The organism is Spirosoma pollinicola (genome assembly GCF_002831565.1).
Lineage (GTDB): Bacteria > Bacteroidota > Bacteroidia > Cytophagales > Spirosomataceae > Spirosoma > Spirosoma pollinicola.
On sequence record NZ_CP025096.1, the window covers coordinates 4,870,733 to 4,890,700 of the forward strand.

The following is a 19,968-nucleotide window of genomic DNA, read 5'->3' on the forward strand; positions in this document are numbered from 1 at the left end:
ATTAAGCATATAACTGAGTTAGGCGGTACAGAAAGAATTCGATGTTTCGCACCCCGCGGAATTGACTTCGAAATGCTTTGATCTTCGCATTGAACGACTCGGCTGAAGCGTTGGTACTGCGGTTGTCAAAGTAGTTGAGAATCGTTTCATAATGATTTTGGATAGAACGGGCCACGGTGTTGAAAGTTTTGAATCCCGCTTGGCGTACTTTTTCATGCCATTTGGCCAAGCGGGCTAAGCCCTAGCTAGCTAGAGTGGTTAAAACCGAATTTGATACTTGGGAAAGCCAAGGTCTATCCATTTTTTATTTACCTACCTACAGTCCTCATCTGAATCCCATTGAAATTCTGTGGCGCTTCTGCAAATATAAGTGGCTTAACAAAACGCATTATAAAAGCTGGTCAACCTTAAAGAAAGCTATTCTTTATATTTTTAAGGAGTATGGGTCGATATATACCATCAGCTTTACAAACCTTATTGTAAAAAATACCCAAGTTAGTATCAAGCTTAATTCTGCCTAATTACTTATAGTCACTGAACAAACAGGCTTGAGAAGGTGAAGTAAAGTAACCAGGGTAAAGCCATCCCGGTTAGGCGATGGGCAAAGGAGCGGTGCGACCCGTTTCCAGATTAAGGAAACAGCCCCGGTGGGGTGTCATCGCTTTACGGAACAGGGTCCAAAGTAGGGAACAGCCATGATTGGCCAGTGTTGAATTAATAAATAACTCCTGCTTTTGCAACGCTTCGGCCAGTGAACAGCTGGGCGTATTATCGGACTGGTCAGCTTCGAGAAGTAACTGGTCAAATTCGTCCGTAATAAAGGGAAGCTGGCCAACAGCAACATACTCCTGCGTAGGGGGTTGTTCAATTTCGCCAACAGTCGATAAAATGACCTGACCGATTTGTTGACTGTTCCCGTAATCAAGCCAGTAATAGGGTCTGTCGCGGTCGAACGCGACCCGGTCAGGCGCGACCCGGTCCTGTTTGGCCTGTACCCTTAGTTCCTGTAATATCAGCGCGATTTCCCGCCGTGCCGATACGGTATCTACGCACGTAATAAACAGATTGGCCGATGCGTGCTGGCGCGAATTTCCCCGAAGGCGGCTGATACAGTAGGGGGTTGGAACCGCTTTCCAGTTGGTGCCAAAAAAACCGTTGACCCGGTTAATTAAGGCAACTGCTTTGTTGAGTTTCAATTCAGAATGGGCAAATAACTGTCTACCCAGGTTCGCTTGGCTGACGGTATCACCGTCCCATAACCGAACCTGTAAACCGGGATGGCCTAATTCGGTAAAGGCGTGGTTCATTCTGGCCAGCAAGGTCAACACCTGCGAACCGGTCCCCCCGGCCCCGATTAAATTAACCGTCAGAGGATTAGTCGGATTCAGCAGGTATGAAGCGGTAAAATGAACACTTGGTCGCCCTTGTTCGGGCGAATCCACGCGGGGTCTAGTTGTTTTCATCTGTATAACCAGTAAGTAGCTTTAACGTGAAGGGGCTGGTAACGAGTACGTCAAGAGGGAAATCTGTATGCTGATCAATCAGTCGTTGCCATAGTTGAATAATGTTACCCTGTACCGGCTGATGTTCATCGAACAGGTGTGAGAAGTACGAATTGAAAAAGCTTTCTTCCCATGCCGCCATAAATTCGTTGAGCGTGGACGACTGACGAATACCGACGCTGACAGTTCCCATGCAGACCCCGCCCTGCTTGTTGGTATTGAAAAACGGAGCATAATACAAGGGGGTATCTATCGTTGGTTTCTCGGCACTCAGCAGGGCAAACAGAAATAAATAATTCTTGGAAGCCAACCATACCAACGCGGGTAGAGAAGCTATCCCGTTCGGTATCGTTAACGACTCGATGAAATATAAGTGACGCTGTTGCGGGGGGGTGTACCACATTACCCGGCCCTGATCGGCATCCAGATAAAGTACGTTTTCGGGCAACAGCCCGTTGAGTCGTAAAAACCCTTTTTTCTTTTCTTTTTCCACCGTCAGGATTTTGGCTAACTGCTTTGACTCTTGTTCGGTTAAGGGATGAAAATTAATGGGATGACCAGAAACAGGGTCAACGTCGAAGGCTTGCACATGCCCATGATGACTATTGCTCGCCTGTCGATAGACCAGCAGTCCCTGCGTTGGCAGATACGACTTCCCGTAATTGGCGGTTATGTTGTTCATCAGCAAGGTTTTTTAGTAGGTCGGCTAACGCATCAAGGCTGGTATAGAATACCTCCTCAAAGGCTAAACAAAGCGGTGGTTCGGCGCAAGGCCGGTCAAACAAATGATACGCCAATGGTTCTTCAACGTACCCGCCCCCGTTAAAATCGCAGTCCAACGATTCCAGTATGTTATCATGGACCCAATCCCCCCATTGCCATAAAAAACCAATGCGCTGGTCGGGGTCAATGGAATAATCATCGTCGGAATGGGCCAATCCCCGCTCATAGCTTCGGTAGTAGGTGCGGTCAGGGTACTGACGATATAAGCTCAAAAATGAGCCGCTGATCCGGTGTAATGCTTCTTCCCATTCATCGGTAGGCCGGAAGGATTGGTGACGCGTTTCAAACGCATCCAGATGCCGCTGGTTCCAACCTATGTACCGTTGTAGGATAGAGCCGCCCAGTCGGGTATCGGTTAACAGCGTCTCAAATTCAGCCAGCTGGTTTTCCTCGTCGTCCTCCCGCATGGATTCTGCCATCATATCACATTGGTAATAGACAAAGCTACTCTCGTCGGAAAAGAAGGCCACACCGGCCACCGTATGCAGATACGATACCAACGAACATAACAGGGCCGAAGCCGACAACCTGCTTTTTCCCTTGAGCGTCTGGTAAAGGGGTTCCAGCGGTATATAATACGAGGTAAAGCCCGTTTCATATACCTTGTAAACGGCAAGGGTTGATCGGAGGGTATCATCGTCCTCGATAATGGCCAGCGATGCATTGGGGTCTGCCGCTTGCAGGGCAGCTTCGGCCTGTGAAAACGCAAGAAAAACATTATGCGGATAAACGCTGGTATTTTCCATTGCCGTTACGTCAAAACCAAACCCATACGCTTGAGATAAAAACAACAGGGATTGAAAGAACTCCGCTTCGATAATCGCCTGATCGTGGAATTCGGCCAGTTCCTCAACAACTGGCTCGAAACGGTATCTTAAAAAACCATCGGTAGCTGACTCAGCGGTAAAGATCGTCGTTTCTGAACGACGCTGTGAGCCGCGTCGGGGAGTGAGTTGAGGGAGAGCAGAAACGCGGCTATTGCCGAGGAGCGTTGCCATTGATTGGAATAGGGATAGTCCGTTGAAATAACTCTGGCGGGTTTGCCCATGATCGCTAGGAATTAACCTTTCGTACCCATAACGCTATCAAAACGGTACTCGATGCGGTCGTTTCTGACTTGCCCCTCACTTACTTTTGCCGTCGTTAAAAGAGGATAACTGTTGGCATAAAAATTCAGTACGGCTTGGGGGCTTAAGGAGCGTTCAGGGTCAGCCAGTTCAACAGGCTGGCCTTTGTCCTGAATAATAAATACCCGTTTATAGGTTGTGGCGATCAGGTTCATACGCGTTGTTTATGCATTAATTGATTCAAATAGGGTAGGGGCACTGAACTTCTGAACTAATTCTTCCCGCTTTTTGGTGATGGCTTCCTGCTGGTTGGGAAATAGGGTCGGGTCGGGCAGTTTTGCACACGCTTCGCGGTATTTTCCGGCTTCTTCCAGTTCAGTCACTTTGACCATGAGGCCATCATAGGTTTTTTTCTGTTCCTCGGCTTCTTTTCTCTGTTTGGTTTCAGCCGCTTTTGCCATTGCCGACTGCTCACTGGCCAGCGCAACACTTTTGAGATGGTCCTCCATACTGACCAGCAATTGGGAAGTCTGCTGATAGGGCTCTGTAATCTTTCTAAAAAAAGCTTCATCAATAGCTTCTGGAAGTCCATTGAACAACAGGGGCTTTATTAGCTGTTGGGCTTTGTCTCCGCATTGCTCGTTGGTCAGCAGAACGCTAACAATGAGTTTTTCACCTACGGTTTGACAGACGATTTTTAAATCGCCCTGCAAGCCAAGCTGGTGGACTTTTTGAAAAAACTCCATACGCTGTTCAGGAAATGAATTGTGTGTTGTTTACTGATCTAAAGATAGCCATTCAGCCGGGTATGGGGTGGGGTAACAAGTGTTCGTTAAAGGGATGGGGAAAGCCCTTTTCCCTGTTATGTTTAGCTAGTTACCAGTTAGCCTGCCTGGGTCCAGGAATCGACCCCTTCGCGGTCAACACAGATGAGTCGGTGAAGTAAAGTAGAGATAGCCGACTCGCCCGCTGTGTGCGATGCGATCGGTATACGACCATCGAAGGCGCTTCGGTGGTTAGGGTTGAAAAATCCGGATGCGCCGGATCGATCAGAAAATTGTCGTCCCGTAGGGCCTATTCCAGCCCCGAACCACCGTTCCGGGAACCTCCGTTCCGGGAACGGTGGTTCGGGCTCAGGTCGTAAATAGAAACTGAGTAAAACGAATGTGACAGGCTACCCATTAAGCCAAACGAAACACGCACACCATCCACCGTTCCGGTAGAGTCGGAATAAAATATTGTAAACTCATTGAGCTTCACCGGCTGACCTGCTACTCGTTGGTAATGAATCAACCGGCACAGGGCGTTATTCATATCATTGGTTAGGCTACGCCCACCCTGATCCAAATCAATTAGAAAAAGCGTCTTGGCTTTCAGGTCGATTTGAAACTGCACGTCTGATTGCGGGTAGCCTAAAATCTGGTATTTGGGGAGCGTGTGTTTGGGTAGCTGACCGTTATGACCATTTTCCATATTAATAGACGTTTGCTGGTTTACGCTATTAAAAATAGGGTTCGATACGGAATTGGACTGGCTTACGACTAAAATCATAAGGCAATATTAGCGCGCCTTCTCCCCTGTTATGGCCTGGCCATAGGCGTAATAAAAAAGGTGAAGTGATTCTTTTATTATCGAACGGCTACCTATATACGTATCCTAATCAGGTAACTGATTTGGCGTACTCAACCGCTAAATCATTCATTAGCTGAGGGAGTCGTTTACCTAAATCCGGGTACTCAGGCCGTTGAAATACATCGTTGAAAAATTCTTCACACCCCTCCAGGGCTACCCCAGTCAGGCCCTTACTGATTAACCGTTGTTTAGCCTGCGCAAACAACGTTTCCATCCGCTGGCTATACAACCCATAAAGGATGGAATGAAACAGGTTTTTTGCGTCCGCCAGGGCGGCATGCTCGCGCCGGTAATGCTGGCGGGTGGCTGGGCTGGCCGTCTCATAATGGGTTCCATTTTGCTTAAACCATTCTTCTGCCTGCTTTCGGGGCTCCAGCAGTACTTGGACGTATTCATCATACAGACAAGGCCACAGTTCCAGCACCTCACTTAGCGTCCGCTCCTGCCAGTCCTCATCACTGCCAATGCGTTCGATCAGGCTACCAACATCCGGTAAGGGCGTAACGCGCAGCGGTTGTAGAGCGACGTCTGCAGGAGAACTAAAGAGGTTCAGTTGTTTACTTGCCATGGCGGCGTCTATTTTAGGCTATAAAATTTCACCCGCTTATCGGCGTTTTGCTCGATCAGCCGCTGCTCAGTGGCTTTTCGATCGCGTTTATCGCACCAAAGTTGCGCGTACGAAGTCCGGTCTACCTCGATGGGAATGCGGTACTCTAAACGCCCCCCGGCCAGTTTGATCCGGCGAATATGGAGGGTTGGGGGCCGCTTGCTTTTGCGGACGGGCGGCACCTGAATCTGGCGAAGGCGGGGAGCAGTTGAGGCGTGTTCCATGTACTAAAGATACGCCCGTCAGCCCTGGGTATGGTCGCTAGTTGATACGGCTTGCAAAGCTGTGTTGCCTTCTTTCCCCCGTTATCTTGAATGATTGGGTGAAGTGATACAGGCAGGGTGAATAGCTTTGTAAATGACACCTATGGAGCGTTTCACCCTTTTCCGGTTACCAAAGACGTCCAAGTCTTAGGCCATTTTCACGAACATTGTTCAGGTTTTATCCGTGTCTTTTTTGTCGTCTGTTCCGGCTACGTCTGGCCGGGCCCACCTCTACAGCCACTGGATTTTTCGATTTGCGAAGCGATTTCTGACGTAACAATTCTGCGTACCGCCGTTGAATAGATTCCGCAGTCGTGTAGGGCATGTCGGCCCATCCATACAGCTGCGCGATGTGCTGTCGCACCATCGCCAGTACCTTTGCATCGTCCAATCCGATCATCTCGGTTGGCCAGCCTTTGGTAAAGCGGATTCTTTTTGGCAGCCTTTGTTGTAAGGCGGTCCTCTCCTGCGCTCGATACTTGGCTTGCCGGTGGCCCATTTGCTGTTCAGCCGATAAAAGCTCTGGTGCCAGGCTTGCCAGCCAGGTAGAACCCTGAAAGGAGAAACCCGATGCATTTTCAAGATCGATCAGCTGACGATACGCTGCATGATTGTGGAGGGCTTTAAGCGCCCCGCGTAAATCGGACTGACTAGACATAATGCAAAAGGTACACGAAACCCGGCTGCAACCGTAGTGGCGATAGGCTTGGTGAATGGGCAAGTTTCCTACCTTGTGGGCGTCCCAAACCTGAGCCAGCGTCCAGTCGACCAGGGGATTCCAGGTAATACCGCTTGTATTCTTTTTCTTACGCAACAGGGCCGGCTGGGGCTGCTGGACGGGCGTACGCTGCCGGTCCTTGCTTTCGGTCCGGCGAACGCCGGTTACCGAAATGATTACCTGATTGGGAAACAGTTCGGTTAGTCGCTGGCAGATAATGGCTGTTTTCAATTCGCTCGTGCAGAACCGCATGGATGGGGTCGACCAGGGCAGAATTAGCGATACGCAGGAGAGGTTTTTGTAGCGTTCCACATTAGATTGCCAACGTTGTTGCCAACGCTCGATCATGCCTCCCTGCCGGCGTTGTACGGTAATTAACGGAATGCCTAGTTGATGAGCTACCCGTTGACAAATACGGGCGGAGTCCTCCCATTCAATCTGCCCCAGGTCTGCATGAACCAGGACGCGCGGACCCCGGTGACCGATCCGGTTCAGGTAAGCCATTACGGCCCAGGCACAGGCCGATGAATCTTTTCCGCCACTAATGCCAATGGCAACCGGGGCCTGCTGAGCGAGTAGGCGATTGACTTCGTCATCAATGGCCAGGCCAAAACCCTCGTCCGTTGAACGGACGGACATTTCAGGTGAAGCAAAAAGAGAAAGCTGGCTCATATAAGGATTTGGTTTGTCTTCTTTGCTTTCCGGCATGACCTGCTGCAGGTCTGGGATTGATTCCGTTGCAGCATACTTTGTAACACGGGTAAAAGCGTGTATACCCGGCTTTGGGCAATAGGTAAACGCACGCCACCCACTAGCTCAACGTCAAACAAAGGGCGTTTCTGAGAGCGGGTTTGCTGATGTATCTGAAGCAGATATTCCGGATTGATAACGTATTGTTTATGAATTCGCAGAAAGCTGGGATAATACTGAGCCACTAGGGCAAGCGGGCCCCGTCGAAGATCCCGGTATCCCGATAAAAGATGGGTCCAGGTATAATTCTGTTCGCCTGACAAATAGCATACCTGTCGAGCCAATGAGAAGGGTCGATGATTCATGACCGGGAAGAATTAATAAACAGGTTAACGAGCCACCGCACGACTAAAGAGCGCATAGGGGCAAGGCGTCCCTTAGTAAGCTTGTCTGACGGCTCTCTCTAAAGTCAGCCAATCAACTTGGCTTTTTGAATTCAAGAATCAGTTCTCCATCCTGCCAGAGTTCGGTATTATTCATGTACACTTCTCTTGACCATTCCGCGAAATGTCTGGCGTCTGACTGGAATTTGAACGTAGCGAATGGTTCGGTTTGACCCTTGATGCGCACTTCACATCTAAAGGGATTTTCTTTTTGCTTAGCCATAGCATCCGGGGACAGTTCACTGTTTCTTCTTTCCTAAAGATACAGCTCTTCAGGGGGGGCAATGACCAAAATGTACTGGCTGCGCGTATTGTCCGGGCCGCCCTTTTCCCTGTTATACCGGCGTTTACGCCATCTTTTTTACAAGTCAATTTTTATCCATTATTTTAATCAGACAATCGCCTTTACCGATCTATATGGATCAGATTTTACGCTCATGACTCTTTTCTTCTGCTGCATTGGTCTCATCGCACTGGTGTCAGTCCTTACGGTGCTGGCCTTAATTTTACTGAGCAGGATACGCCGTGAGCAGCAGCGTCGTGTGCAGCTGCACCAGCAGGTTTGCCGTCAACAACATCGGCTTCAGGTTGATCAGGATGTGATCCGGCATTTGTATCTCCGGAGTGGGGTTTCGCATGAGCAGGTGCAGCGGTGGATCGATGGCCTAACCGAAAGCGAGTTTTACGCTACATTTTTGTGGGAAGATTTGGTTGATGAGTCAGGTGAAGTCATTGCCTTGTATGGCCAGGGCAATCTCCCCTTACGCCGGCTGGATCGCAGCCGGATGGCCAGTCAGCAAGGTATCGAGCTGTTAAGTGATTCCTTTACTCGTCGGCAACGCATTTACTTCCAGATGCGCCGGCATATCCTGCCCACTGTATGACAATGGCTGTGTATCCTAAGTTTGAGGACTTTTTTCCAGAGCAAACCAGACCCCAGATTTCGGATTTGCTGGCGACGGCATCATCCCGCGATTTATTAAAAGCAACCGCTTTTCTGAACGCTCAGGTCCATCTGAAACAGCGTAATTTAGCTGCGCAAGAGAAAATTTTTTACAAATGGATTCGCGTTTTTGACGAATTTCCAGATTTGAATGAGCGATATACTTCATTCAAACACCAAGTTCATGCATCGAATGGCCAGGTCGTACTTTTCACCGCTCACCAACTTTTGCAACTTACCGAGCAGATTCTGTTAAACTTTAATGATCTACCGCCGAAAGATAGCCATGATGTAGCCGATGAGTGGGTTCAGTTTAAACTCTGGCTGCTAATTAATTCCGCCGGAGATGAAGCAGTTCAGGAAGCGTTAGGACAACAGGACGGTGACATTGCGGACATGATGCTGGTCAATGAGGCCGATCATTACGAGTTTACGGGCCGAAAGGATTTTGCCTATCAAACAATGCTGGCCCATGCCTTTTTCGAGTACCTGTCTGAGAATAACGATCTCCAGCCTTACTTACTGGAATTTACAACTAAAAAACATGTAGCTGATTATGCAGAGTATCTCCGTCATCTAGTCGGTACGTACGCGGGCATCTTTACAGCTGAATCGTTCGACTTCAGCGTTAAGGAAGGCTCAGAGGCAGACATAGCTTTTTTTGACTCGTTTGCCTATGATTTGTCGATGGACCAGCTTAAAGACTTAAGCGCCACGTACTCACCCGATCCTGACTTTAAACTTATTCGCACAAAGCCTTTAATAAAAGAAGGGCCAAGGCAGTATTACCCCCTTTTTCATAATTTCTACGTTGACAAGATTTACCAGGGACTGCTTTTTGATTTCTACCAATTAACTTCAATCCAAGATAAATTCAAACGATTCGATAACTTTCTCCAGCATTTAGGCCAGGAATTTGCTGAGACAAATTTGTTTTACCGGTTTTTAGAAGGGTGTTTTAGGCCTAAAAGTCAGTTCGTTGCTGTTCCAGGTAATCGTTATTCGGATTCAGAATATTCGGATTATTACGTCCGGGATGGGAACCGGCTTTTTCTGTTTGAATTTAAGAATAGCATCATAGCTGCCGGCGTTAAACATTCGGCCGATGCTACACAAATTAAAGAGGCTGTATTAAAAAAATTAGTCGCAAGCACCAACGATGGCAAGCAGCAGAAGAAAGGAATAAGCCAGCTATTGTCGGTCTTAAAGACTGTGGCAAATGGGGGTTTTAACTTCGACCCCATATCACCTGAACTGGCTAAATCGCTGCAGATTTACCCAATCATTGTTCACACGGACGACTTTTTCTCCTTGAGTAGTGTTCAATTCATTGTTAATGAAGAGTTTCGCAAAAAATTTAATGATGATCCTATATCTGCGCCCTACGTCCATGATGTTACCTTAATGCATCTGAAAGACATTCTCAGTATTCAATTTTTAGCGCGTTCAGGCCACCTGACTATCAAAGAAGTTATGCATCAATATAAGGCCCGTTACCGCATAATTAATCAGTTCGTTCCTCAAACGCCTGAACAATATCAAAGGCACGTGTTTAAAAAGTACGAAGATTTCCGGTCCACAGTGCAAGATTTAATACCAGAATATGTTGACCAGGAAGCCCTGATGACCCGGCTGACGGAGGCCCTTGGTTTAGCTAGTTCATAAATTAATCGACACGGTATCATTCCAACTTAAGTCCAAGGTGAAATAAACTTTCATCATTCGAATAAAGCAGAAGTGTATCAGCATGACAGGGGTTAGGCTTCCCTTCCTTTGCTAAAAGGGAGCAAAAGCAGGCTAAATTTTTTCCTTTTAATAAGATCAGGTTACCACGCATCCAAACAAACCGCTGCCGAATGGCTTCGCTAACAGAAGACCCATCACTCGGTAAAGCATAGGGATCAGCCAGTAGTTGAGCGAACCGGTCAACGACCAGTTGCTGGGCTAGTTGGTGAATTTGTTCCGGATTAACGATTCCTGCTTTAGCGCCTTGCTGCTCGGCTAGCTCATAAACGTCGGTTAGTTGGAACGGATTACCAAACCGGCCGGGCCGACAGACACTGATTGTGTTTGGTGGTAACCGGTATCCTTTCGTTCGTTTACGCTGTACACGGATAGGCATTTACGTTTGTCTGTTTATGCGTTTTTTTGGATTGGAATTTTGCTGGTGGCTTGAGCTGCTATTTTTACTCGATTTGCCAGGATGTTGGTTGATAAGGCTGCTGTTTCCAGGACCGCAATAATGACTGGTATTTACGGCGACCATAGTTAATAAATGAATCGTCGATTACGTGTTCCAGCTTAAACAATTGATGGGGCTTCTGTTTTTGAACTCCCAGGATCTGATACCTGGTAACGCCTTGTCCACCCTGTTGGCAACCATCCAGATAGAAAGCGGCCTGGCGGTCGTAATCATACGTTTGACAAGCGGTTAAAAATTCTGTGTAGCTTGTAGCCGACGTCGTTTTAACGTCAACGATCAGGCTTTCTGCCGGAACGCGTAAGTCAATTCGTGCTTTGCAGAGAAGTTTTGTCCGTTCATCCTCCCAAAAGTGCGCCTGCTCACAGATACCCTTTTTGAGCAGTTCAGGAAAATCAGCGTCGTTTCGTATCACCTCAAGCATCCGTTTTATAGCCGTAGCCCCCTTACCAGCGGGTTCGACGCCAGGAGTCAGTAATAAGTGGTCATGGAAAAGAGTACCGAATGCCAGTGCCTGGCTAAAGATTGGGATCGGCTTACGTCCGAACAGAAGTTTGTTTTTAAACTCGGTCAAGTCCGAGTTAGCAATTCGGGGAATGGCTCGGTAATTCATAATCTGCTGTTGTTGTAAATACCCACCAGATAAGCTTTTTACAACAACAAGATACACCGCGCTGATGCGCCAACGGACTTAACAGAGAAGTAAGTAAACCCTTGTTTAACAGCTTTTTACCCTGTTATTAATAGCAATTGGGCTTACGCCGAATTAGTGAAGTTAGTACCCAAAATACCTGTCCCCGACGTACCTCTTCACTATGGGTGTTTATGGCGTTGTTTAACCAACGTAATATAGTGCTACAAATCTAACATTAATTGACCGCTGGGTAATGCCTGAATCGTTTGAAAGCTGGACAGACTGATGCCCACCAGTCGTACCCCTTTTGTTAAGTCCTGGATTCCCGATAGCAAGTCCATACTCAGTTGTTGTAGCTGAGATAAATTAGTGACGGCCGTGAGCATTGTCCGACTTCGGGTAATCTGCTGAAAATCCGCGTACTTGACTTTTAACGTGACCGTTCTGCCTACCATACCCGTGCGTTCACAGTAAGCCCACACTCGTATGACTAGTGGGCTTAACTGATCCGCTATAGCGGCATAATCGGTCAAATCCTGCTCAAACGTTGTTTCAGCGCCCACTGACTTCCGTTCCCGATTGGGCGTAACCGGCCGCTGATCAATAGCGCGCGCTATGGAATAAAAGTAAGCACCTGCCTTGCCAAAATGCTCGTTTAAGAATAGTTCGCTCCGCGCCCGTAAATCCATCCCCGTAAAGATGCCCAGCTGATTCATTTTATCGGCCGTTACGCGGCCAATACCATGAAACTGGCCAACCAGAAGTTTTTCGACAAATGCCAGGCCCTGGTGTGGTTTGATGACAAATAGTCCATCCGGTTTTCGATAGTCCGAGGCTAATTTAGCTAAGAATTTATTATAGGAAACCCCCGCTGATGCCGTTAATTGGGTTCGTGCTTTAATCTGCTCCTTAATGGTTTGCGCCAGTTGCGTAGCGGTGCACCCATCGGGTAGGCTAGCCGTTACATCCAGATACGCTTCATCGAGTGAGAGCGGTTCAATCAAATCCGTATACTGAGCAAACACAGTCCGAATCTGAGCCGATACGGCTTTATATACCTCAAATCGCGGCTTGACAAATAGTAGGTCAGGGCACTTCCGGATCGCGATCGACGAGGCCATTGCCGAACGTACGCCATAGGTTCGGGCTTCATAGCTGGCTGCCGCGACAACACCCCGCTGACGGGAGCCGCCAACGGCCACAGGCTTTCCGCGTAAGTCAGGATTATCGCGCTGCTCAACCGATGCGTAAAAGGCGTCCATATCGACGTGGATAATTTTACGAAATTGAGTCTGTTCCTGCGCCATGAATGAATCCCAGGTGTCGTTTAAGTTGAAAAATTTATTTTTCCGAGGTGCGTAATGTCCAAAATTTTGGACATTACGCATCGATTTCAAGGCTATGGATAAACCGATTCGATCTCCGGCTTATAATTGGACGGATGACTTAGATTACATGAACCAGTCTGCTGAAAGCGGCTTGTCTGAGCCGTTACTATCTGTTCAGCCGGACTATACCAACGCCCGGTCATCCGGTATAAAGCTGCCTCGAATTCCCGCAACTGCCGATCCAGTTCGGGCTGATCAGGTTTGAGCATTTTCTTTTCGGTCATTGAACACGTTATCGAAAACCGGCCGTAGCCACCCTGCATGACGGAAGAAGTGGTTATGAATTATTTGCCATCGGGTAGACATCTAAACCGATTTGCTCAAGATAAGGCTCTAAAGCAATGCTGCTGCGGAACGAACGGCAGGCTGTTATCTGATTTAGATCCTGACTGTAGCGGATCTCAACGTAGAAAGTTTCCAGGGCATACAGACATAAATACGATATGCCGACTCGTCTGGTTACTAAAAAAGTGCCGTCTTCGAAGGCACTTGCCAGCTGCTTTTCGTGGGAAAGCCGATTGAACTCGTAGAGGGTCATGACCAAATTTTAAGCTCTAATTTACGTAAAAACCTGAAAACATTAGGATTTATAATACAGTACACATATAATAGCCCCCGAAATTATATTTTACTTGTATTAGATGCCTATGAAAACAAGGGTCAGAACCCGATTTACAATTAGAAAAGCTGGCATAAAAAGTCGGTTAAGAATACCGTTATTTCTTTCACGCGTCCACTGCGGGTTTCCCTCGCCGGCGACCGATTATTTGGAAAACGTCTTGGATTTGAACGAGTTGTGTATCGTCCATCCTGACGATACCTATTTTGTTCGAGTTGAAGGAAACAGTATGGTCAATCCGCGTGCCCGACTCGATTCCAGGATTGATGACGGGGATATTCTGGTGGTGGATTGTCTGATTGAGCCTGTCGATGGTCAGGTTATTGTGGCGTTTGTGAATGAGGGATACGTTGTCAGGCGTATGAAGCGGGTAGGGGAGATGTTGCTGCTGAAAGCAGACAATCCAAGCTACGAGCCAATCTATATGCACCCGGGTGACCCAGGGGAGGACTCCTTTGTGTTTGGAACCGTTGTCTGGGTATTTTTTAAACCATCGATCTTGCCCTAACCTTTTCGAGTATGTACGCTCATTTTGACGCCTTGTCGTTTTACGCCAGTTGTCACATTTCGTTTCAGCACCCGCTCCGCAAACAGCCCGTTATTGTTTTATCCAACAACGACGGTAACGTAGTGGCGCAAAATGGGATTGCCAAACAGTTAGGGATTACCCGTGGAACTCCTTTTTTCAAAATTAAGGAGTTGGTTGGTCAGCAGGGTATTCACGTCTTCTCAAGCACGTACCCGTTATACGGAGATATGTCGAGACGAATTTTTGCCATCGTTGGCCGGTTCATCGAACGCGTGGAGGTGTATTCGATTGATGAGGGCTTCTTCGATCTGGCGGGTTATGAGGCTATCTATCCCGATTTACGGGAACTGGCGCAGACGATCCAGTCCACGACGTACCGTAGTAGCCGCATACCCATAAATATCGGCATTGCGCCCACCAAAACACTCTGCAAGGTAGCCACATGGTTTGCCAAAAAATGTCCCGAACATAAAGGTATATGCGTACTGGATACCCCGGCCAAGATCAGTCAGGCATTGGATGAGTTTGGAATAGGAGACTTATGGGGCATTGGGGATCGCTACGAACGATTGCTTTTAGCGAACGGTATCCAGACGGCAGCTCAGCTGCGTAATTTACCGGATGACTGGATCAGGCAGTTTCTGACGGTTACCGGGCTTCGACTGGTGTATGAACTGCGGGGCCAGCCTTGTAAAGCGCTGGAGATCGAACCCGCCAGAAAGAAATCTATTTGCACGGCTCCCAGCTTCGGCATGCCGGTGAGCGGCCTGGAGCCGCTTCGTGAGGCGGTTACTACGTATCTCTCCAGAGCGGCCGTTAAACTGCGAAACCAGGCATCAGCAGCCGGATACATTACCGTGTTTCTACACACGAATTATTTCCGTACCAATGACCGGCAGTACTCCAACAGTCGCACGGTAAAGTTACCTCATCACAGCTGCAGCGATGCTGAACTGATCCGATACGGGCTGGCCGCTTTGGAGTCCATTTACCGGGAGGGGTACAATTTTCAGAAAGTGGGTATTATGCTGACGGATCTGGTGGATTGGGACCATCGGCAGTTTAGTGTCTTTGACGTTGAACCCGATGAGCGCTGGAAACGGGTTTATTCAGCCGTTGACCGCATCAATCATCGGTACGGACGTGGGCGGGTCAGACTGGCCAGCCAGGGCTTTACGGAATCGGCCTGGCTTATGAAGCAAAATTTTCGTTCACCCTGCTACACTACCCGGTGGAAGGATATTCTCGTGGTAAAATAAGGCAGGAGGACTACTATTTGGCTATTGCTTAATGATCGTATTCTCCTTTTCAATTGAAAAGAAGATGCTTTGCTGAATTATATTTATTGACGCTGTAAATCTTTAAAAGCACTCCAGATATAGAACAACTTAGGAATTGGTTCGTGTAAACGTAGTTCATACCCGCCCATTCCATCATCAAGCAAAAATGGTTCAATGGTAAACGTATACTTAATGGTTTTGTACATAATTCCTTCCTCCAATAAGATCTTACCCAGTTCAATTGTGTATCCCTTTGCCGCCTGTATCACCGAAAACGCGTCAGCTATCGAACTTCCGGCTGGGACCAGGTAAAGTGTGTCAATTTTTTGTCGCTCTTTAGCGCTGACCCCAACTCTCATCCGCACGCTAAGCAGATTGACATCTAACTTTAATTGCTCGACGGATTTCCTGGGTAACACCAGTTTGCCGGTTCGTGAAATATAACCGGCGATACAAACTGGCCTGCTTCCAGGTAAATTACTTTGGGCTAATCTAATATCATCTGGCGTGTGAACAGTGGGGGCGTAATTAGTAGGTATCATGAGACGCTGAACTATGACCTTAGGCCAATGGAAGCCTGAAATAAAATCATTCTGTCTGCATATAATTATGGAAAGAGAATTATTTTTTTTTCGGCCTGCTCTTATCTAATCCAAATTCTGTTGGAAGAGCGTTAAGTAACTTTCCCCATTAAACATCTGGTATCAATTAATATAACCGGCCAGCTTACTTGTTCACCACCACAAATTCGACCCGCCGATTCTCTGGACATCCGGTAGGTGGTGGGCAGTTACGTTGTAATGGCCGTTTATCCCCATACCCTTTTAATTCGATTCGGCGATGGTCAATGCCCTGGCTGGCCATATACTGTTGAATGGCAGCTACCCGTTCTTCCGATAATTCCTGGTTAAGTTTGGCATCGCCGATTACATCTGTGTGGCCTTCGAGTCGAATGCGCAAGGTGGCTTGCTGTCTCATCTGGTCAATCAATTTATCCAGCTCCGGAAATGATTCGGGTAACAGATCAGTGGAGGAAGCTTTAAAATAAACATTATTAAGTCGCACTACCTGCCCCTGACGGTAAGGGGGTTTGGGTGTTGGCTGATAGATCGGTTGGGTTGGGGACAAGATTGATCGACGAGCGAACCGTTTTACAGCTATCAGTAGCCTGGCGTTAAGATAAACACCCCCGAGCCGGTAATCGATAGTGTTAATAACCGGGGGTTGATTCGCTTGAAAAAAGGTATGCTTCTCCTGAAATGTAACTTGCAGGGGTAAACTCAATGAGGCAGAAACCTCAATTGATTTGGTTACTGTAAGGCCAATTTCAGGGTCGATAAATAGCGAGCGAGCCGAATAGTTTTGTAATTCAACTTGATCTCCCTGCCCAGTTTGTGTAAAATTCAGCGGATAAGCTGTAGCAAAGGCCTGCCTAGGTTCAATGAAGCGTAGGTTGAACGATTGGTGCCCGTTCAATCGAAAGAAAAGGCTGGCCGATGACTGTTTAAATACAGGTATGGACACCGGTAAGTAGTACCCTAAGGCTGCGTTTAGCTGCCAATAGTTTAGGTACACGTTCCATCCGTTGATGGTATAGCCATTAAACGAAAAAGTTGATTTAAACAGAGAACCATAGAATTGACTTCCCCAGTCGGCTCCTACTACAAACGCCCAGCCATATCCTGTTCGACCCGTATGTCTCAGGCCGATATTCAAACCATACCGAAATGGTTTAATCGATGGTATATTAACAGATTGGCCCTGTGAATTAATTACTTGTTGAGGCAGGGTATTGGGATTCTGAGTAATTTGAAGCAGGCCTTGTGGGTTCGCATATTGGAGCGGGAATGCCAACGCATTGTAGCTAACTGTTGGCGAAAGAATGATCTCCGTCTGAGATTGATCAGCCTGTGCGTTAGCTGCCAATGACTGCCATCCAAGGATACAGATTAACAGGAGACGGCTAGGCTGGTAGAGCCGAATGAGAGGGTGAATTACAACAAGCATAAAGTTAGCTTCTATAAAAAGCTTTGAAGTAACATCTTTTCGTCTGGCTCTTTTATTGGTTAATTAATTATTTTTTTTCCGGTCACTATAGTGTAATATTGTAATTAGTAATACTTTATCAGATTGGCTATGACAGTAGAGCAAATTCAACAGGCTATTGCCGCTTTATCAGCGGAGGAGTATAAACAGTTGTCCACCTGGTTAACGAAACATGACTTCAGTCGGTGGGATGATCAGATTGTAGCCGATCTTGAGGGGGGGCGGCTTGATGGGCTGATTGATGAAGCTAAACAGGAATATCAGGCGGGCTTGACATCTCTTCTATAAATTAGTTTACTGATAGAACCGACCACTGTCCACAGCCCCAATTTCACATCATCTGCTATCACAGTCGAGCAGGTGAACAGTGAACGCAAATAGAAGAAAAGTTCTGTAGAATTTACCGCTTTGTCTATCAAAGGGGCGGAGCTACCTGAAGAATAATTGGCCACACCGACTCAGCATTCGACAAGCAATCCCTGTGTTAGGAGACCACCACCTGCGGATTTCACATATCAGCTCGCCTGACAAGACCCCCTGTCAGCAATGATTATTTCGTTAAATTATCATATACTTTGTTCATAATGTCATTGACTGACGCAACTTCTGATATTTTTAATAATACTTCTTTCCATTTTTTAGGTTTATATGTTCCGAAAACTTTTTCTGAGTTGTCATAATAGGAATGATTATTTGGAACATAGTAGTAAGTAAATGAATTTATAGTTTCATTTATAAAGCCTGAATAAACTCTTTCTGTTGTAAAATGAAATAGTTGAGAAACCGAGCTAATTGAACTTTTAATGTTTACCCTTTCCAAGAAATTATCATAAGTGATTGTAATTAGATAAACTTCATCATTACCAACCTCCGTATCATTGATTTTATCATTTGCTATATATATAGTTAATTTTTCCTGAGTTTTGATAAAATTTTGAAGTAATCCTTTTGTTTCAAGATTATCATGTTTTGCTTTGTAATACCTTGCCTCTTCAAAAAAATTATTGTCAATACTTAAAGTATATACTAAGTCCCCTTGCCTGTTTGTATAACCGATATCTTCAATTATTTCTTCTATTTTCAATGGATCAGTTTCTTGTAATGACTCTTTTAGTTTCTCTATAGTATCTTCTAAGGCATAAATTGTTTTTTTGATATTCTCTTTGATTTCATTTTGCCATTTTTTAAAATCGGCTCGGTCATTAGCTACATTTATAATATAAGGCGTGTCTATCTCTGTATTTATTTCAGGAAGAATGTATGAAATAAACAGACGGTTTTTATTAAATGAGCTTAGATTTAATGTATTTTCAATCTTATCAAGAGCGGTCTTTTTATGAGATACGATAAACTTTTTTTCTTCAATAATTTTTTTACCTGTCAGTCTGTATGAGTTGTAATGAGTTTTGCTTTCTTCTTTAATTAATTCGAAATTACTTAAAATGTCTTTTGAAGACAAAATGAAGATTTTCTTACTATCCTCATATCCACTTATTGCTAAAACGAAAAACTCTTTTCGCTCGCTACCGTCATCATCTAATATGTATTCTTTAGGAATGTATTGTGTTGTGTCTTCGTCTTGAAAAAATTTAACTTGAATTACACCAAATTTTGGTGGATTCTTGTCAAGTATATTTTGGGATGATAACCGTCTTTGAATAATTAAGTCAGCACCGTGTATATCAACGGAACGTTCCAATATCCAAAAACGATCAATTAAGAACTCTCTAGCTGTAGCTTCTCCAATTGTTCCATTTTCCATTCTTTTAATCCAGGAGGGCTTATTTATTTCAGTCATTTAGTTTCCTTTAGTCAATGTTATCTAATAATTGTCTCCAAAACGCTAATTGATTACTGCAATATAAAATACGCACGTCGCATTTCGTATTGTGGGTTGATGTAACGTTTTCAATCGTTGGCTCTTCTGGTCACCCAATGCAACCAAGTAGTGATCAATGGAGTGTTTGAAGAGATGGATAATACACTAGTACTAGGCAGAACGCTACTGACATACGGTTGTCAGTAAACCTACTTTATTTTGTGTGATTCAAAACAAACGCACAAGCGCCATGATTTTTGCCTCCGTTCGCATTATTACTGCCAATATTAAACCCCTCGTCCGGTTCTACGAGCAGATTACTGGCCTACCTGTGATTCAGTATACCGATGATTTCGCCGAATTACAGACCCCTTCGGCTACTTTAGCCATCGGCAGCACACGCACCTTGCAACTGTTCGGAGGTGATCATATCGCCAAGGCCGCCAGTAACCACTCCGCCATTATCGAATTCAGGGTAGAGGATGTTGATAGTGATTATCGAAAATTAGTCGACATTTTAGGCGAGTTGATCATTCAGAAGCCGACTACCATGCCGTGGGGTAATCGTTCATTGCTGTTCAAAGATCCAGATGGCAATCTGGTGAACTTTTTTACGCCAGTTACCCCGGAAGCCTTTAAGAAGTTTGACAAATAGTGTCCCAACTCCTGTCGAACCCATTATATGAATGCTCAGTTATGGACAGCCAAATCAGCTTCGTCTCAGATAGGAGCGAATTAAGAGATTATTATACACACATATGCTATGTGCATTTTCTAACCGTATTATCTCTTTTAAGGAAATGTT

At 46.1% G+C, this 19,968-nt stretch carries 26 protein-coding genes; 7 read left to right on the forward strand and 19 right to left on the reverse strand.

What is annotated here, in order from left to right:
• Position 1: 1 nt before the first annotated feature.
• Complete coding sequence (locus CWM47_RS20460; protein ID WP_100990054.1) at positions 2 to 229, reverse strand: transposase; 228 nt, start codon at positions 227 to 229, stop codon at positions 2 to 4.
• Between the two features lie 25 nt (positions 230 to 254).
• On the opposite strand from CWM47_RS20460, the gene CWM47_RS39815 reads away from it, so the two are divergent.
• Positions 255 to 521: a transposase gene (locus tag CWM47_RS39815; RefSeq protein WP_100990055.1), complete on the forward strand. Its 267-nt coding sequence runs from the start codon at positions 255 to 257 to the stop codon at positions 519 to 521.
• 69 nt (positions 522 to 590) lie between these two features.
• Here the strand turns inward: CWM47_RS39815 and CWM47_RS20470 are convergent, their stop codons facing one another.
• The 10 genes from CWM47_RS20470 to CWM47_RS20515 form a co-directional block, all read right to left on the reverse strand.
• Positions 591 to 1,463 carry a PRTRC system ThiF family protein gene (locus CWM47_RS20470; protein WP_100990056.1) on the reverse strand — a complete coding sequence of 291 codons (873 nt, stop codon included), beginning with the start codon at positions 1,461 to 1,463 and terminating at the stop codon, positions 591 to 593.
• Positions 1,450 to 2,184, reverse strand: coding sequence for a PRTRC system protein B (locus CWM47_RS20475; RefSeq protein WP_100990057.1), 735 nt, complete (start codon positions 2,182 to 2,184; stop codon positions 1,450 to 1,452). Before CWM47_RS20475 ends, CWM47_RS20470 begins: the two co-directional genes overlap by 14 nt.
• The gene (locus CWM47_RS20480) at positions 2,105 to 3,283 is read right to left on the reverse strand and encodes a hypothetical protein (protein WP_100990058.1); all 1,179 of its coding nucleotides are present in this window, start codon (positions 3,281 to 3,283) and stop codon (positions 2,105 to 2,107) included. The genes CWM47_RS20475 and CWM47_RS20480 overlap by 80 nt, the downstream gene beginning before the upstream one ends.
• Positions 3,284 to 3,345: 62 nt before the next feature.
• Complete coding sequence (locus CWM47_RS20485; RefSeq protein WP_100990059.1) at positions 3,346 to 3,567, reverse strand: PRTRC system protein C; 222 nt, start codon at positions 3,565 to 3,567, stop codon at positions 3,346 to 3,348.
• Positions 3,568 to 3,576: 9 nt separating this feature from the next.
• Positions 3,577 to 4,098 carry a prtrc system protein e gene (locus CWM47_RS20490; RefSeq protein WP_100990060.1) on the reverse strand — a complete coding sequence of 174 codons (522 nt, stop codon included), beginning with the start codon at positions 4,096 to 4,098 and terminating at the stop codon, positions 3,577 to 3,579.
• 328 nt (positions 4,099 to 4,426) lie between these two features.
• Positions 4,427 to 4,903: a hypothetical protein gene (locus tag CWM47_RS20495; RefSeq protein ID WP_100990061.1), complete on the reverse strand. Its 477-nt coding sequence runs from the start codon at positions 4,901 to 4,903 to the stop codon at positions 4,427 to 4,429.
• Positions 4,904 to 5,012: 109 nt separating this feature from the next.
• Positions 5,013 to 5,552, reverse strand: coding sequence for a hypothetical protein (locus CWM47_RS20500; protein WP_100990062.1), 540 nt, complete (start codon positions 5,550 to 5,552; stop codon positions 5,013 to 5,015).
• 8 nt (positions 5,553 to 5,560) lie between these two features.
• Entirely contained in the window at positions 5,561 to 5,815 is a 255-nt protein-coding gene (locus CWM47_RS20505) for a hypothetical protein (RefSeq protein WP_100990063.1), read from the reverse strand.
• A gap of 217 nt (positions 5,816 to 6,032) precedes the next feature.
• The gene (locus CWM47_RS20510; RefSeq protein ID WP_157816001.1) at positions 6,033 to 7,244 is read right to left on the reverse strand and encodes a phosphoadenosine phosphosulfate reductase domain-containing protein; all 1,212 of its coding nucleotides are present in this window, start codon (positions 7,242 to 7,244) and stop codon (positions 6,033 to 6,035) included.
• Complete coding sequence (locus CWM47_RS20515) at positions 7,241 to 7,627, reverse strand: LytTR family transcriptional regulator DNA-binding domain-containing protein (protein WP_100990065.1); 387 nt, start codon at positions 7,625 to 7,627, stop codon at positions 7,241 to 7,243. Before CWM47_RS20515 ends, CWM47_RS20510 begins: the two co-directional genes overlap by 4 nt.
• Before the next feature lie 515 nt (positions 7,628 to 8,142).
• Here CWM47_RS20515 and CWM47_RS20525 point away from each other — a divergent pair.
• The gene (locus CWM47_RS20525; RefSeq protein ID WP_157816002.1) at positions 8,143 to 8,589 is read left to right on the forward strand and encodes a hypothetical protein; all 447 of its coding nucleotides are present in this window, start codon (positions 8,143 to 8,145) and stop codon (positions 8,587 to 8,589) included.
• Positions 8,590 to 8,591: 2 nt separating this feature from the next.
• Positions 8,592 to 10,313, forward strand: a complete 1,722-nt coding sequence (locus tag CWM47_RS20530; protein WP_157816003.1) for a hypothetical protein — start codon at positions 8,592 to 8,594, stop codon at positions 10,311 to 10,313.
• Between the two features lie 16 nt (positions 10,314 to 10,329).
• On the opposite strand, the gene CWM47_RS20535 is transcribed toward CWM47_RS20530, so the two are convergent.
• The 5 genes from CWM47_RS20535 to CWM47_RS20555 form a co-directional block, all read right to left on the reverse strand.
• On the reverse strand, positions 10,330 to 10,770 hold the full coding sequence (locus CWM47_RS20535) for a DUF4326 domain-containing protein (RefSeq protein ID WP_100990069.1): 441 nt from the start codon (positions 10,768 to 10,770) through the stop codon (positions 10,330 to 10,332).
• 64 nt (positions 10,771 to 10,834) lie between these two features.
• Entirely contained in the window at positions 10,835 to 11,461 is a 627-nt protein-coding gene (locus CWM47_RS20540; RefSeq protein ID WP_240625369.1) for a PD-(D/E)XK nuclease-like domain-containing protein, read from the reverse strand.
• Between the two features lie 242 nt (positions 11,462 to 11,703).
• Entirely contained in the window at positions 11,704 to 12,789 is a 1,086-nt protein-coding gene (gene dinB, locus CWM47_RS20545; protein ID WP_100993977.1) for a DNA polymerase IV, read from the reverse strand.
• Positions 12,790 to 12,881: 92 nt separating this feature from the next.
• On the reverse strand, positions 12,882 to 13,094 hold the full coding sequence (locus tag CWM47_RS20550; RefSeq protein ID WP_157816004.1) for a hypothetical protein: 213 nt from the start codon (positions 13,092 to 13,094) through the stop codon (positions 12,882 to 12,884).
• A gap of 53 nt (positions 13,095 to 13,147) precedes the next feature.
• Entirely contained in the window at positions 13,148 to 13,408 is a 261-nt protein-coding gene (locus CWM47_RS20555; protein ID WP_100990071.1) for a hypothetical protein, read from the reverse strand.
• Positions 13,409 to 13,517: 109 nt separating this feature from the next.
• Here CWM47_RS20555 and CWM47_RS20560 point away from each other — a divergent pair, with 109 nt between their 5' ends.
• Both CWM47_RS20560 and CWM47_RS20565 read left to right on the forward strand, forming a co-directional pair.
• Positions 13,518 to 13,997 carry a LexA family protein gene (locus CWM47_RS20560; protein ID WP_262511972.1) on the forward strand — a complete coding sequence of 160 codons (480 nt, stop codon included), beginning with the start codon at positions 13,518 to 13,520 and terminating at the stop codon, positions 13,995 to 13,997.
• Positions 13,998 to 14,008: 11 nt separating this feature from the next.
• Positions 14,009 to 15,277, forward strand: coding sequence for a Y-family DNA polymerase (locus CWM47_RS20565; protein WP_100990073.1), 1,269 nt, complete (start codon positions 14,009 to 14,011; stop codon positions 15,275 to 15,277).
• An 83-nt stretch (positions 15,278 to 15,360) separates the two neighbouring features.
• Here CWM47_RS20565 and CWM47_RS38200 read toward each other — a convergent pair whose 3' ends face one another.
• Both CWM47_RS38200 and CWM47_RS20575 read right to left on the reverse strand, forming a co-directional pair.
• Positions 15,361 to 15,840 carry a hypothetical protein gene (locus CWM47_RS38200; RefSeq protein WP_157816006.1) on the reverse strand — a complete coding sequence of 160 codons (480 nt, stop codon included), beginning with the start codon at positions 15,838 to 15,840 and terminating at the stop codon, positions 15,361 to 15,363.
• A 184-nt stretch (positions 15,841 to 16,024) separates the two neighbouring features.
• Complete coding sequence (locus CWM47_RS20575; RefSeq protein WP_100990075.1) at positions 16,025 to 17,305, reverse strand: OmpA family protein; 1,281 nt, start codon at positions 17,303 to 17,305, stop codon at positions 16,025 to 16,027.
• Between the two features lie 129 nt (positions 17,306 to 17,434).
• Here CWM47_RS20575 and CWM47_RS20580 point away from each other — a divergent pair, with 129 nt between their 5' ends.
• A complete protein-coding gene (locus CWM47_RS20580) occupies positions 17,435 to 17,632 on the forward strand; it encodes a hypothetical protein (RefSeq protein WP_100990076.1) in 198 nt (65 codons plus the stop codon).
• A gap of 262 nt (positions 17,633 to 17,894) precedes the next feature.
• Here CWM47_RS20580 and CWM47_RS20585 read toward each other — a convergent pair whose 3' ends face one another.
• Entirely contained in the window at positions 17,895 to 19,142 is a 1,248-nt protein-coding gene (locus tag CWM47_RS20585; RefSeq protein WP_100990077.1) for a hypothetical protein, read from the reverse strand.
• Positions 19,143 to 19,413: 271 nt separating this feature from the next.
• Here CWM47_RS20585 and CWM47_RS20590 point away from each other — a divergent pair, with 271 nt between their 5' ends.
• Positions 19,414 to 19,818: a VOC family protein gene (locus CWM47_RS20590; protein WP_100990078.1), complete on the forward strand. Its 405-nt coding sequence runs from the start codon at positions 19,414 to 19,416 to the stop codon at positions 19,816 to 19,818.
• Positions 19,819 to 19,968 lie beyond the last annotated feature (150 nt).